Here is a 14,733-nt window from a genome sequence, read left to right on the forward strand (position 1 = left end):
AGGCCTGATTTGTGCCGGATCGGTCGCATCGCCCTCAACAGGGCAAAAAAAAACAAGGTCAAAAGACCTTGTTCGAAGCTTCGCGTGATCCTTCACCAATTAAGGGGCTGCGACGAAGCGCGCCTAAGATCTGATCCTCCCAAGACTTGACCGCGAGATTGGCAAAGATTTGAACTCCTTGCCTCTTTTGTAGGCTGAACCTAGCCCAAACTATGGACGTTGTCACCCCCAAATCTTGCAGAATTGTTACAGTGACCGGAAAAATTTTGGGCGTGCAAATCTGTCGCATCTTCGTCACGAAAATTCGAAAGGGCCGGGTTGGTGCCCCACACGCGGTTCATACACGCATGTCTGTGGGGGAGCGGGCAGTCTCTGGCTTGCGGGTTTTCTTCTGAAGACCAAACGGCTATGAACGCTTCCTGATATCCGTCTTCAATCGCTGATTCCGCGCGGATGCGCGGCGTCGTCAACCGTCTGGAATTCGTTATGCGTCTGTCGCGCTACTTCATGCCGATCCTCAAGGAAAACCCCAAGGAAGCGGAAATCGTGTCCCACCGCCTGATGCTGCGGACGGGCATGATCCGCCAGCAGAGCCAGGGCATCTATTCCTGGCTGCCGCTCGGCAAGCGTGTGCTCGACAAGGTCAACGCGATCATCCGTGAGGAGCAGAACCGCGCCGGCGCCATCGAGCTTTCCATGCCGACACTGCAGTCGGCCGAGCTCTGGCAGGAAAGCGGTCGTTACGAAGATTACGGCAAGGAAATGCTGCGCATCAAGGACCGTCAGGACCGTCCGATGCTCTACGGCCCGACCAACGAGGAAATGATCACCGACATCTTCCGCTCGTCGGTCAAGTCCTACAAGAGCCTGCCGCTCAACCTCTACCACATCCAGCTGAAGTTCCGTGACGAGATCCGTCCGCGCTTCGGCACCATGCGTTCGCGCGAATTCCTGATGAAGGACGCCTATTCCTTCGACCTGACCCAGGCCGATGCGATCCACTCCTACAACAAGATGTTCGTCGCATACCTGCGTACCTTCGACCGTCTCGGCCTGCGCGCCATCCCGATGCGCGCCGATACCGGCCCGATCGGCGGCAATCACAGCCACGAGTTCATCATTCTGGCCGACACCGGCGAATCGGAAGTCTTCTGCCACAAGAGCTTCGTCGACTTCGACATCCCCTCGGTTGATACCGATTTTGATGACGTTGCCGGCCTGCAGACGATCTTCGACAAGTGGACCTCCGTCTATGCCGCGACGTCTGAAATGCACGACGAGGCAGCCTTCGGCGCCATCGGCGAAAACGACCGCCTGTCCGCCCGCGGCATCGAAGTCGGTCACATCTTCTATTTCGGCACGAAATATTCCGAGCCGATGGGCGCCAAGGTCCAGGGTCCCGACGGCAAGGAGCACCTTGTCCACATGGGTTCCTATGGCATCGGCCCGACACGCCTTGTTCCCGCCATCATCGAAGCCTCGCATGACGAGAACGGAATCATCTGGCCGGCCTCGGTCGCGCCCTTCGATGCCGTGGTGATCAACATGAAGGCCGGCGACGAGGCCTGCGACACGGCATGCGAAACGCTCTACGCAGCGCTGCAGGCCGCCGGCAAGGACGTGCTCTACGACGACACGGACGACCGGGCAGGCACGAAGTTCGCGACCGCCGATCTGATCGGCGTTCCCGTCCAGATCATCGCCGGGCCGCGCTCCGTGGCATCGGGCGAAATCGAACTCAAGGACCGCCGCACCGGCGCCCGCGAGACGATGACGATCGAGGCGGCGATCAACAAGTTGACCGCCTGACCTTGGCAGCGTGACGCTGTCGGACTGATCTGAAGGCAAGGAGTGAGCATGGCGAGCAAGGCTGCTGGCAACGAGACGGCAGGATCCGGAAAGGGCTCGCCTGCGCGCGCCTTTTCAGGATTCGAGCGCATGGTGGCCTGGCGCTACCTGCGCGCCCGGCGCAAGGAAGCCTTCATCTCCGTGATTGCCGGTTTCTCCTTCATCGGCATCATGTTGGGGGTCGCGACCCTCATCATCGTGATGGCTGTCATGAACGGGTTCCGAACGGAACTCGTCTCCCGCATTCTCGGCATCAACGGCCACATGATCGTGCAGCCTGTCGACCAGCCGCTCAACGATTATGCCGATCTTGCGACGCGGTTCAGCGGGGTCGCCGGGGTGAAAATGGCGCTGCCGCTCGTCGAGGGGCAGACGCTGGCCTCTGGTCGGGAAGGTGCCGGAACCGGCGCACTGGTGCGGGGCATCCGCCCCGATGACCTGACCAAGCTGTCCGTGGTCTCTTCCAACATTCGGCAGGGCGACATGGTGGGCTTTGCCGCAGGGCAGGGCGTACTGATCGGCTCTCGCATGGCGGCCCAGCTTGGTCTTTCGGCCGGCGACACGATCACGCTCGTCTCGCCGGAAGGCGACATCACGCCGCTCGGCGTCAATCCGCGGGTCAAGTCCTATCCGGTGTCCGGCATTTTTGAGATCGGCATGTCGGAATATGACGCCTCGATCATCTATATGCCGCTCGAAGAGGCGCAGCTCTATTTCAATGTCGAGGGTATCGTTCAGTCGATCGAACTCTTCATCGACAATCCGGATGACGTCGACCGTTTGCGGCCGCTGATCGAGCAGGCCGCCGGCCGACAGATCTTCGTCACCGATTGGCGCCAGCGCAACCAGACCTTCTTCTCGGCCCTGCAGGTCGAGCGCAACGTCATGTTCATGATCCTGACGCTGATCGTGCTCGTTGCCGCGCTTAACATCATTTCCGGCCTGATCATGCTGGTGAAGGACAAGGCGAGCGATATTGCCATCCTTCGCACCATGGGGGCGACCTCCGGTGCCATCATGCGCATCTTTTTCATGACGGGCGCCGCAATCGGAACGGCCGGCACCTTTGCCGGCGTCGTGCTTGGCATCGTGGTCTGTCTCAACATCGAGAGCATCCGCCAGTTCTTCTCCTGGGTTTCCGGTACGGTGTTGTTCGATCCCGAACTCTATTTCCTCAGCCAGCTGCCCGCTGAGATGAACGTGAGTGAGACCGTTTCCGTCGTGGTCATGGCGCTCAGCCTCTCCTTCATGGCGACCATTTTCCCGGCCTGGCGGGCTTCGCGCCTGGATCCGGTCCAGGCCCTGCGTTACGAATAAGGATGCCGATCCCGATGGCCAACGACATCGTTCTGTCTCTCGCCGGCATCGACCGCCATTATGGTCAGGGCGAGACCCTGCTCTCGATCTTGAAGGGGGCGGATTTTACACTGCGGGCCGGGGAGACGGTCGCGCTGGTCGCGCCCTCCGGCACGGGCAAGTCGACGCTTCTGCATGTCGCCGGGCTCCTCGAGCATCCGGATGGTGGTGAAGTCACGCTCGGCGGCGTCGCCTGTCAGGAGCTCCCGGATGAGCAGCGCACGGCGATCCGGCGCAACTCGGTCGGCTTCGTCTATCAGTTTCATCATCTGCTGCCGGAATTCTCCGCGCTTGAGAACGTGATGATGCCGCAACTGATCGCGGGTCTCACCCGGAAGGAAGCCGCGGAGCGCGCAAAGCAGCTTCTCGACTACATGCGTGTGGGCCACCGCGCCGACCATCGGCCGGCCGAACTCTCCGGCGGCGAACAGCAGCGCGTGGCAATCGCCCGGGCCGTTGCCAACGCGCCGCTCGTTTTGCTGGCCGACGAACCGACCGGCAACCTCGATCCGGAGACCGCGTCCTATGTCTTTTCTGCCCTGGAAGCCCTTGTGCGCCAATCAGGGCTTTCCGCGATGATCGCCACGCATAATCACGAAATCGCCCGGCGGATGGACCGCTGCGTGACTCTCGTGGACGGCAAGATCGTCGAAATCCAGGCCTGAACCTCTTTCATCATTCGTTCTGATTGTGCGAGCGGGGATTTTGTTCCCGCGCGAATGCTGGCTTTTTTAGGGTTGACAAAAGAACAAGAGGGGAACAAAATAAAAACATAGAGGAAATAGGAGACAGACATGACCGAAATTATTCGCGACGTTGCTGCATTCACCTCCATGGCCGTCTTTGTTGCCAGCATGACCCTTTTGATGCTCGCTCTCTGAGAGCTCCTTCGAAACCTGTAGACACCTGCCGATCGCGACAAACGTGACTGGACTTCGCAGGCGCGAACACCGAAAATCTCGGTGATTCAAAGCAATGCGAGGATATGGCGGTATGGGCGAGAGCACGAGCGGGATCGACACGCCGACGGGATTGTCGACCGGGCCGGGTTTCGTGCATCTTCGGGTGCATTCGGCTTATTCTCTGCTGGAAGGCGCATTGCCGCTGAAGAAGATCCTCGGCAAGGCCGTCGCCGACGACCAGCCGGCGATCGCGATTACCGACACCAACAATCTGTTCGTTGCGCTCGAATTCTCCCAGAAGGCGATCGGCGACGGCGTGCAGCCGATCATCGGCTGCCAGCTGTCGATCGATATGGAAGATTCGACGGGAGAAAAGCGAGGCGGCAACGGCCATATGCCGGATCTTCCGGCCATAGTCGTGCTTGCGTCTGATGCTGCAGGCTACGAGCGGCTCGTTGACCTTGTCAGTCGCGCCTATCTTGGCGGGGATGCCGGTCAGCCGGTGCATGTCAAACTGTCATGGCTGCGCGAAAGTGGCACAGACGGCCTGATCGCCTTGACCGGGGCGTCCGGTGGCCCTGTGGATCGTCCGCTGCGCGATGGTCACGCCGCCCAGGCTGAGACGCGTCTTCTGGCGTTGAAGGACCTCTTCGGCGATCGCCTCTATGTCGAATTGCAGCGTCATGGCGCTTACGACCGCAGCCATGAGCGCCGCATGGTCCAGCTCGCCTACGATCACGACCTGCCGCTGGTCGCCACCAACGAGGCCTTCTTTCCGGCGCGCGACGACTACGACGCCCATGATGCCCTGATGGCGGTCGCCCACAATGCCATCGTCTCGAATGACGATCGCTTCCGCCTGACGCCGGATCATTATCTCAAGAGCCGCGCCGAAATGCAGGCGTTGTTCGCTGACCTGCCGGAGGCGCTTGAGAATTCCGTCGAGATCGCCCGCCGCTGCTCCTTCGTGCTCTCAACCCGCAAGCCGATCCTGCCGCGCTTCACCGGAGGCAGCGACGATCCGGAAGAGGCAGAACGCGAAGAGGCGCTGGAACTGCGCCGCCAGGCGATCGAGGGTCTCGACAATCGCCTTGCGGCACTCGGCATGGCGCCAGGTTACGAGGAGAAGGATTATCGCGAGCGGCTCGAATTCGAGCTCTCCGTCATCGAGCGCATGAAGTTCCCCGGCTACTTCCTGATCGTTTCGGACTTCATCAAATGGGCCAAGCAGCATGACATCCCGGTCGGACCGGGCCGTGGCTCGGGCGCGGGCTCGCTGGTCGCCTATGCGCTGACCATCACCGACGTAGACCCGTTGCGCTTCTCGCTGCTCTTCGAGCGCTTCCTCAATCCGGAACGCGTCTCGATGCCCGACTTCGACATCGACTTCTGCCAGGAGCGCCGCGAAGAGGTCATCCGCTACGTGCAGCGCAAATATGGCCGCGAGCAGGTGGGGCAGATCATCACCTTCGGATCGCTGCAGGCGCGTGCCGCCTTGCGCGACGTTGGCCGCGTGCTCGAAATGTCCTATGGCCAGGTCGACAAGATCTGCAAGCTGGTGCCGAACAATCCCGCCAATCCGACGCCGCTCTCCAAGGCGATCGAGGAGGAGCCGAAGCTGCAGGAGGCTGCGGCCGAAGAGCCGGTCGTCGCCCGCCTCCTCGAAATCGCCCAGAAGATCGAGGGTCTCTACCGCCACGCCTCGACCCATGCCGCCGGCATCGTCATCGGCGACCGGCCGCTCTCGAAGCTGGTGCCGATGTACCGCGATCCGCGCTCTGACATGCCGGTCACCCAGTTCAACATGAAATGGGTGGAGCAGGCTGGCCTCGTCAAGTTCGACTTCCTCGGCCTGAAGACGCTGACTGTACTGAAGACCGCCGTCGATTTCGTCGTCGAGCAACGCGGCCACAAGGTGGATCTGGCGGCCATCCCGCTCGATGACAAGCTTACCTACGAGATGCTTTCGCGCGGCGAAACGGTCGGCGTCTTCCAGGTGGAAAGTGCGGGCATGCGCAAGGCCCTGATCGGCATGCGTCCCGACTGCATCGAGGACATCATCGCGCTCGTTGCCCTCTATCGCCCAGGCCCGATGGAGAACATCCCGGTCTACAATGCCCGCAAGCACGGCGAGGAAGAACTCGCTTCCGTCCATCCGAAGATCGACTACCTGCTCAAGGAAACGCAAGGCGTTATCGTCTACCAGGAGCAGGTCATGCAGATCGCTCAGGTGCTCTCGGGCTATTCGCTCGGCGAAGCCGACCTTCTGCGCCGCGCCATGGGTAAGAAGATCAAGGCGGAGATGGACCAGCAGTCGGCCCGTTTCGTCGACGGCGCCATGAAGAACGGCGTCTCCAAGCCCCAGGCCGAGAACATCTTTGAACTGCTGGCGAAGTTCGCCAACTACGGCTTCAACAAGTCGCATGCGGCCGCCTACGCGATCGTCTCCTATCAGACCGCCTATATGAAGGCGCATTATCCGGTCGAGTTCCTCGCCGCGTCGATGACCCTCGACATGGCGAACACGGAAAAGCTCGTCGACTTCCGCCAGGATGCCGGCCGTCTTGGCATCGAAGTGGTGCCGCCTTCGGTCCAGACCTCTTACCGCCACTTCCAGACGGGTCCGAACCGGATCTATTACGCCCTCGCGGCGATCAAAGGCGTCGGCGAAAACGCCGTCGAACACATCGTCGAGGTCCGCGGCGACAAGCCTTTCGAAAGCTTGGAGGACTTCTGCCTGCGGATCGATCCCAAGCAGATCAACCGTCGCGTCTTCGAAAGTCTGATTGCCGCCGGTGCCTTCGACTGCTTCGGCCGCGATCGCGCCGAACTGATCGGCAGCCTCGACCGCATCATGGGATATGCCCAGCGCGCCCAGGAAAACGCCGTCAGCGGACAGTCCGACATGTTCGGGGCGGGTGGCGCCAGCGGTCCGGAAAAGATTGCCTTTGCGCCCTATACCCCGTGGCTATCCTCGGAAAAGCTGATGCGCGAATTCCAGGTCCTAGGTTTCTACCTGTCGGCCCATCCGCTCGACGCGTATCGGCAACTGCTCGACAAGCTCCGTGTCCAGAACTTCGCCGACTTCTCCGTTGCCGTCAAACAGGGCGCGAGCGCCGGCCGTCTCGCCGGCACCGTGATTTCCAAGCAGGAACGCAAGACCCGCACCGGCAACAAGATGGGCATCGTCACCTTCTCCGATGCCTCCGGCCAGTATGAGGCGGTATTGTTCTCCGAAGGTCTCAACCAGTATCGCGACCTCCTGGAGGCCGGAAAGTCCCTCGTCATCACGGTCGCCGCCGAAGAGCGTCCCGAAGGCATCGGCCTACGCATCCAGACGGCGCAATCGCTGGAAGAGCAGTCGATCCGCATGCAGAAGGCCATGCGCGTCTATGTCCGCGATTCCGGCCCCTTGCGTGCGGTGGCCGCCCACCTCAACGCCCGCGGCGACGGCCTCGTCTCCTTCATCGTCATCAAGGACGAGGGCAAGCGCGAGATCGAGGTGGAGCTCACCGAACGTTTCCGAATCTCCCCGGAAATCGCCGCCGCCATGCGCTCGACGCCGGGCGTCCTGGATGTCGAACTGGTGTAAGGGCGCTCAGCCCTTCGTCCGCGTCACCGTAATAAAATCCGTGCCGTCGCCCGTTTCCGGCCCGATGCCGCTATCGGAGATGGTGATTGAAGAGCCTTCGCTCAGCATCATCTCGATCTTCGCCCTGACGTCGCCGGGAATGTCGAGACGGGAGAGCGCTGCTTCCGCAGTAAATACCGCCCGATCCTCGGCGGGTTCGGTGATGCCGAGGCGCTTCAGCGTCGGAGCGGGCAGATGGTTGTCAATGCTGACGCTCTGCCATTCCACCTTGCCCTTGAAGCGGTCGACATGGCTCGCCTCGAGGAAATGCGTTCCGAGGCCTTTTTCCGGTTCGCGAATACCGATGGCCGCCTCGAACACCGGCTTGAACTTCTGCCGCACCATGATCTGGCCATCGAGCGGCTTTTCGCGCCCGGCCGAAGCCGAGAGCGCTGCGATGAAGCGAGGTGACAGGATCTCCCCGTCCTTCTCGATCGATTTCCAGCGCTTGTAGCCGTGGATCGCAGCAAGCGTCTGACTTCCCATGACGCCGTCGGCAGCACCAGCGTCGAAGCCGAGTTCGGTGAGCATTTCCTGCACGTCGCGAACCTCGTCGCGCTGGCTGCGCCGGGTGATGAGGATGCGAAGCGGCGGCTCGTCTTCCAGCACGAGCTGGGCCTGGGCACCCATCTTCGGCAGCACCTCGTTCATCGCCACCTCGACAGGGGCCAGCGATGCCTCGATCTTGGTCGGCCGCAGTTCGGCGTCCGACAGCAGGCCACCTTCCGGAACGGGCTGACGGGGGGTGAACAGGTTGGCATGCGTGACGACCGCCGGTGTCACCGGGTCATCGGTGATGATCACATGGGCGCCGCGTTCCGTCATCGAAAACAGCGTTTTGGCAAAGCCGTTCGGCAATCGCACGCAGCCATGCGAGGCGGGATAGTTGGGCACCTTGCCCTCGTGCAATGCGATACCCGACCAAGTCAGCCTCTGCATGAACGGCATCGGCGCGTTCGAATAGATGTTGGATTCGTGGTACTTACGCTTTTCCAGGATCGAGAAGATACCAGATGGCGTCGTGTGTCCCGGCTTGCCCGTCGACACCTTCGAGGTCACCAGCAACTCTTGGCCGTCATAAACGGTCAGCGTCTGGGTCGCCTTGGAGACGTAGATCTGCAAGGGGCCGCGATCGGCGGCGAGTGAGGGGGTGGAAAGGGCACTGCTGGCCATGAGGCCGAGGCTGAAGGCGAGGGCGAAACGCTGGAACATGATACGACCGGGATGACGCAAAACAGGATGGCGCCATGCTACCCGGCGAAGTTTAAGAAAAGTTTCGCGATCGCCTGTGCAGCCGCGCTCTACACGGATGTTTGATCGGTTGTCCCCAGTCTTGCTCGATCACGAACCCGGCGTTGCCGCCCTGCGCCGCCCCTGCAGCTGCGGCGAGGCGACGGCCAGCAAAAGGGCCGCGATCGGCAGGGCGAAGGCATGGCCGAGATGCTTGAAACCGAGCGCACCGACCAGTCCACCGAAGAAGAACATCGAAACGATCGGCAGCAGGATCGACAGCTTGCGCCGGTCGACGGGGACAGGTGGATGGGAGAGCAGGCGGGCGATGCCGAGATAGGCGACCTTGCCGAGTTCGATGCCGATATCGGTGACCATGCCGGTCAGGTGCGTCGTGCGGATGCGGGCGCCGGAGATCTTGGTGATTGTCGCGTTCTGCAATCCCATGATGATGCAGAGCAGCATGGCGGTTGCCGGTGCCACGGCTGCGTCATGCAGCGTTCCCAGGCCGGCAAAGAGGATCAGCAGGCCCGATTCGAGCGCCAACGGATAGGCATATTGCTGGCGTCTCGCATGCCGCCGCGCCCAGTTGATCAGGATTGCCGAACAGGCCGCACCGCAGAGGAAGGAGATGAGCAGAGTGAGACCCGCCCCGACCAGGCCGAACAGCCCGAGCGCGAGATCGTCGGCGATCGACGAGACCACGCCTGTCATATGGGACGTGTAGCGTCCGACGGCGAGGAACCCGCCGGCATTCATGGCGCCGGCGACGAAGGCGAGGATCAGGCCGAGCAACAGATCGTTGCCCCGCCGGCGGTGATAGGAGGCCGCCACCCGGATGTGCCGCCAGCGCCGATCCGCCCGCGACGGGCGCAGCGATGGAGAGTGCGTCGGATGGGGCTGAGGCAGGGCCATGTGGATGTCAGGACCGCTTTGCGGGGAAGGTATATCCGGTTTGTACCGTACCTTTGCCGAACTTGTCGCGTAATTTGTCCATCGCCGCCTCCGCTGCCGCACGCCGCGTCGCCTGCGCGTCGACGAGATCAGGCGGATCGGCCGTTGCCGCATCCTTCAGGTCGCTCACGCCGATGCCGATCAGCCGGAAACGCGTGCCGTCTGCCTCCTTTTCCAAAAGCGCCATGCCGGTGCGGAAAATGCGGTCCGCCAGTTGCGTCGGGTCGTCCAGCCGCCGGTTGCGTGTGCGCGCCTTGAAATCGGCGGTCTTGAGCTTGAGCACGACGGTCTGCCCGGCAATTCCATGCCGTTTCAGTCGCCAGGCGACCTTTTCCGACAGTTCCCGCAGATGGACGATCAGGTCTTCCGGCTTGTTGATGTCGTCGAAAAATGTCGTTTCGGCCGAAACGCTCTTGGCCGGATCATTGGGATGCACGCTGCGATCGTCGATGCCGCGCGACAGCCTGGCGAGCCGCTGCCCCATCACCCCATAGCGCCGCATCAGGTCTGCTTCATCCATGACCTGCAACTGGCCGATGGTCCGGATCCCGTCGGCCTGAAGCGTTGCCGCCAGCGCTTTTCCCACACCCCAGATCAGTGTCACGGGCTTGTCAGCCAGGAAATCGACAGCCTCGGCCGCGCCGATGACGGAGAAACCACGCGGCTTCTGCAGGTCGGAAGCGACCTTCGCGAGGAACTTGCAGTAGGAGAGGCCGACGGAAATGGTGATGCCGATCTCCTGTTCCACGCGCCGTGCAAAGCGCGCCAGAACCCGTGCCGGCGGATCGTGATGCAAAAGTTCCGTGCCGCGCAGTTCGAGGAACGCCTCATCGATCGAGATCGGCTGCACCAGCGGCGTCAATTCCTCCATTAACGCCCGCACCTGCCGCCCGACCCGAACATATTTCTCCATGTCCGGTCTGATCACCACCGCCTGCGGACAGGCCTCAAGCGCCTTGAACATTGGCATGGCCGAGCGCACGCCGTGGATGCGCGCGACATAGCAGGCGGTTGAAACGACGCCGCGTTTGCCGCCTCCGATGATCACGGGCTTGTCGATCAGGTCGGGATTGTCGCGTTTCTCGACCGCCGCATAAAACGCGTCGCAGTCGACATGCGCGAGCGTCAGCTCACGCAATTCCGCATGATAGACCAGACGAGGGCTGCCACAGGCGCGGCAACGCCGCAGCCCATCGGGCTGCTCCTCAAGGCAGTCACGGCAAAAGCCGGGTCGAGGTTGGTCTATCGAGGACATGTGGGAACAAAGGTTGAACGTTTGCACCCTAAGCCGCCCCTTCTTGCCTGGCAAGAGGGATCTGACCGCCGTTTGGCCATGCCGGATGCCACAGCCGAAAAGGCAGTCAGCGGTGAAAATGGGCTTCGATCAGACGGCGCGCCTCAGTCCAGTCCTGCGCCTTCTGGACCGGCGGCTCCGGCTCGGGGGCGTGGCGGAAGATTGCAACATCGGGCGGCATGTAAACGAGCGCACACTCTGCCACATGCTCGCGGACCGAATGCAGATTGCTGACCATGTCGTCGATGAAGGCGACGGGCAGGGGCCGGTTCTCGTGCAGGGCCGCGACGATGGGTCCCTTGGCGTCCTCGCTGGAAATCATCGGATAGGAGAGTGTCAACCGATCGAGAAGCCGGCGTCGGATCTCCGCATGGCGTGGCGGCATCGCGGTCAGGAAGACCAGATCTGCTTCAACTGCCAGCGCATTCAGGCTGTCGACGGCTTCTGCGAAGGGTGTCTGCCAGCGTTCCTGCTCGACGAAGAAGTCGTGGATCAGGTCCTTGACCGCCACCGCATCGAGTGCTCGCGCGGTCGCATCGACAATATTGCCGGTCAGCTTGAACGAACGTGGCAGCAGGGTGAGGCCGCGTTCCAGGAGAAACGCCTCGAAGGGGGTAGCAAATTGCAACACCACGTCGTCCACGTCGCAGACGATCAGCGGCCGGTCAGCAAGCTTGATATGGGCGAGATCGGTCAGCATCAGAACTCGCCCGAATCGAGGCCGGGTCGCACATAGTGGTGATAGGCTGCAACGACCACCTCGGGTTTCGTCGCGGTGGCCTCGCAGAATGCCAAGAGCGTCGGTTCATGCTGCATCAGGAATTCGAGCATGCCGGCGAGAAAACCCGGATCATTGACCGCGTCGCGCATCTGCCCCGGCTGCACCCCGGACAAGGCGAGAAATCGCGACAGCATGTCCGGCTCGCTGGCAAGCCAGCCGAGAACGGCGATGGCCGTATCATCGGCACTTGCAGGTATATCTCTGTTTTTCATAAAGTCTTTTCCTGTTTTCCTGGCAAATTACCGATTTCGAAACCAAATAGCACTAGCATGTAGAGTGACGGAAGATGCGAACTCGCGCCTGGGTCCGGCAATGGAACCCCGCAAGATGCGAGACAAGGGATCGGGTGGATGCCGAAAAAGGTAATGATTGTCGAAGACAACGAGCTCAACATGAAGCTCTTCCGCGATCTTATCGAGGCGTCCGGCTATGAGACGGTGCAGACCCGCAATGGCATGGAGGCCATGGACCTTGCGCGGCGTCACAAGCCGGATCTGATTCTCATGGACATTCAGTTGCCGGAAGTGTCCGGACTGGAAGTGACGAAATGGCTGAAGGATGACCCCGACCTGCATGTGATCCCCGTGATTGCGGTAACCGCCTTCGCCATGAAGGGCGACGAAGAGCGAATTCGTCAGGGTGGTTGCGAAGCCTATGTTTCCAAGCCAATCTCGGTGCCGAAGTTCATCGAGACCATCAAGACCTATCTCGGAGATGCGTGAGGATTAAGGGACATGACTGCGCGCATACTGGTCGTCGACGATATACCCGCCAATGTGAAGCTGCTCGAAGCGCGGCTGATGGCGGAGTATTTCGACGTCCTGACGGCGAACAACGGTTTCGATGCCCTCGATATCTGTGACCGCACCCAGGTCGATGTGATCCTGCTCGATATCATGATGCCGGAAATGGACGGCTTTGAGGTCTGTGAGCGGCTGAAATCCAACCCGCGTACAGCCCATATCCCCGTCGTCATGGTCACCGCGCTCGACCAGCCCTCCGACCGCGTCCGCGGCCTGAAGGCCGGTGCCGACGACTTTCTGACCAAACCGGTCAACGACCTGCAGCTCATTTCGCGGGTGAAGAGCCTGGTCCGGTTGAAGACGCTGAGCGACGAATTGCGTCTGCGCCACGATGGAACGCGTCAGGCCGGCGTCGAGGACGCCCTGCGCCTGACCGACGGCCGGCTCGAGGAGCAGGCCCAGGTCCTGCTCGTCGACAGCCGGGGCGCTTCTCAGGAGCGCATCGTCAAGGCATTGAAGCCGATCGCCGAAGTCAGCGCGCTGTCCGATCCCCAGGCTGCCGTGTTCGAAGCCGCAGAGAACGGCTACGACCTCGTCATCGTCAACAGCAACCTTGCAGATTACGATCCGCTTCGCTTCTGCTCCCAGCTCCGTTCCCTGGAGCGCACACGCTTCATCCCGATCTTGCTGATTACGGAGCAGGGTGACGAACAGATGATCATCCGCGCGCTTGATCTCGGCGTGAACGATTACATCGTGCGTCCGCTCGATCCGAACGAACTCGTCGCCCGCGCGCTGACCCAGGTGCGCCGCAAGCGCTACAATGATCGCCTCCGCAACAGCGTGCGCCAGACGATCGAGCTTGCCGTCACCGACGGCCTGACCGGTCTCCACAATCGTCGTTATCTCGATACCCAGCTGCGCACACTCTTTGCCCGCGCCAAGGTTCGAGGTCGTCCGCTCACCATCTGCATCACCGATATCGACCGCTTCAAGCTGGTCAACGACCAGTTCGGCCACGATGCCGGCGACGAGGTCCTGAAGGAGTTTTCCGGACGGATCAGGTCGACCGTGCGCGGCGCCGATCTGGCCTGCCGCTACGGAGGCGAGGAGTTCGTGGTGGTCATGCCCGACACGCCGGCGGAAGTGGCCGCCAACGTGGCGGAACGCCTGCGCCTGATGATCGAGGCGCGACCCTTCCAGCTGCGTTCGGGCGAGACACCGCTGATGCTGACCGCCTCCATGGGGATCGCCACACTGGGGCCAGGCATCGACACGCCGGAGCAATTGCTCAAGCAGGCCGACAGGGCGCTATACGAAGCCAAGAATTCCGGTCGCAATCGTGTGGTTGCCGCCGCAGCGTGATCTAACCATTCACAGCTTTTTGTGGTGCCGCTTAAGTTGGCGCCTTTCATGCATTTTGCACCGATTTTGGGCAGTTTCAACTGTATCGTTTTGCCGGTGACACTATTGCTGTTCAATAGAATCCGTTGGCTGGCGTCGATCGAGGCGTGTTGCTTCCCGACATAAAGCTGTATCTTTATATTAGATTTATCTTTAATCTCCGCGTGTGCCGCGGGTCGCGGAAAATGCTGCGGCTTGCGGGACTAAATCTGTTGCTTGCAACTTAGACTGTGGGATTGTTCACGGAACAATGTTTACCTGGCGCGTAGCAAGTCTGGTCGAACAAGTCTTCTGTCCCGAATTTAACCATATCAAGAGCATGCAACGTAGGGCAGTTAATAAACTGTTGATTTTTTTCTCTACTTAAGAGAGTTTGACCACATCGAAAAAGACCTCTCCAAGAGGTTCTGGATACCCCATGATGCTCAGGTCCGCCGCATCTCCTGGGTCGTGGGGTCGGTCGGTTGGTGTGCAACGTCAAAACGGTTCCTCGTGCCGTGTTTGCATGCCGACCGACCCCCTATCAGCGAAACACCGGTCTCCCCGTGGGAGGCCGGTGTTTTTGTTTGCGCGAAGGGGAGGGCTCAAGG

Annotated in this window: 11 protein-coding genes; 6 read left to right on the forward strand and 5 right to left on the reverse strand. The window is 61.2% G+C overall.

Going from position 1 to position 14,733, the window contains the following annotated elements:
- Positions 1–486 precede the first annotated feature (486 nt).
- The 4 genes from proS (at position 487) to dnaE (ending at position 7,698) form a co-directional block, all read left to right on the forward strand.
- Positions 487–1,809, forward strand: coding sequence for a proline--tRNA ligase (gene proS / locus ACT53S_RS08100; RefSeq protein WP_113379420.1), 1,323 nt, complete (start codon positions 487–489; stop codon positions 1,807–1,809).
- A gap of 48 nt (positions 1,810–1,857) precedes the next feature.
- The gene (locus ACT53S_RS08105) at positions 1,858–3,165 is read left to right on the forward strand and encodes a lipoprotein-releasing ABC transporter permease subunit (protein ID WP_476066545.1); all 1,308 of its coding nucleotides are present in this window, start codon (positions 1,858–1,860) and stop codon (positions 3,163–3,165) included.
- A gap of 14 nt (positions 3,166–3,179) precedes the next feature.
- Positions 3,180–3,869, forward strand: a complete 690-nt coding sequence (locus tag ACT53S_RS08110) for an ABC transporter ATP-binding protein (protein ID WP_113379419.1) — start codon at positions 3,180–3,182, stop codon at positions 3,867–3,869.
- 328 nt (positions 3,870–4,197) lie between these two features.
- Complete coding sequence (gene dnaE / locus ACT53S_RS08115) at positions 4,198–7,698, forward strand: DNA polymerase III subunit alpha (RefSeq protein WP_476066546.1); 3,501 nt, start codon at positions 4,198–4,200, stop codon at positions 7,696–7,698.
- A gap of 6 nt (positions 7,699–7,704) precedes the next feature.
- On the opposite strand, the gene ACT53S_RS08120 is transcribed toward dnaE, so the two are convergent.
- From ACT53S_RS08120 to ACT53S_RS08140, 5 genes are all read right to left on the reverse strand, one after another.
- Positions 7,705–8,949 (reverse strand): L,D-transpeptidase family protein, encoded by a 1,245-nt coding sequence (locus ACT53S_RS08120; protein ID WP_476066547.1) that lies wholly within the window; start codon positions 8,947–8,949, stop codon positions 7,705–7,707.
- 129 nt (positions 8,950–9,078) lie between these two features.
- Positions 9,079–9,882, reverse strand: a complete 804-nt coding sequence (locus ACT53S_RS08125) for a YoaK family protein (RefSeq protein ID WP_476066548.1) — start codon at positions 9,880–9,882, stop codon at positions 9,079–9,081.
- A 7-nt stretch (positions 9,883–9,889) separates the two neighbouring features.
- On the reverse strand, positions 9,890–11,176 hold the full coding sequence (locus tag ACT53S_RS08130; protein WP_142070897.1) for a DNA polymerase IV: 1,287 nt from the start codon (positions 11,174–11,176) through the stop codon (positions 9,890–9,892).
- Between the two features lie 106 nt (positions 11,177–11,282).
- Positions 11,283–11,915 (reverse strand): hypothetical protein, encoded by a 633-nt coding sequence (locus tag ACT53S_RS08135; protein WP_476066549.1) that lies wholly within the window; start codon positions 11,913–11,915, stop codon positions 11,283–11,285.
- Positions 11,915–12,208 (reverse strand): DUF3572 domain-containing protein, encoded by a 294-nt coding sequence (locus ACT53S_RS08140; protein ID WP_476066550.1) that lies wholly within the window; start codon positions 12,206–12,208, stop codon positions 11,915–11,917. The genes ACT53S_RS08135 and ACT53S_RS08140 overlap by 1 nt, the downstream gene beginning before the upstream one ends.
- A gap of 138 nt (positions 12,209–12,346) precedes the next feature.
- Here ACT53S_RS08140 and ACT53S_RS08145 point away from each other — a divergent pair, with 138 nt between their 5' ends.
- Together ACT53S_RS08145 and ACT53S_RS08150 are read left to right on the forward strand one after the other, a co-directional pair.
- Complete coding sequence (locus ACT53S_RS08145) at positions 12,347–12,718, forward strand: response regulator (protein WP_062274548.1); 372 nt, start codon at positions 12,347–12,349, stop codon at positions 12,716–12,718.
- A 12-nt stretch (positions 12,719–12,730) separates the two neighbouring features.
- A complete protein-coding gene (locus ACT53S_RS08150; protein WP_142069501.1) occupies positions 12,731–14,104 on the forward strand; it encodes a PleD family two-component system response regulator in 1,374 nt (457 codons plus the stop codon).
- Positions 14,105–14,733 lie beyond the last annotated feature (629 nt).

Source organism: Allorhizobium sp. DMC15 (assembly GCF_056314065.1).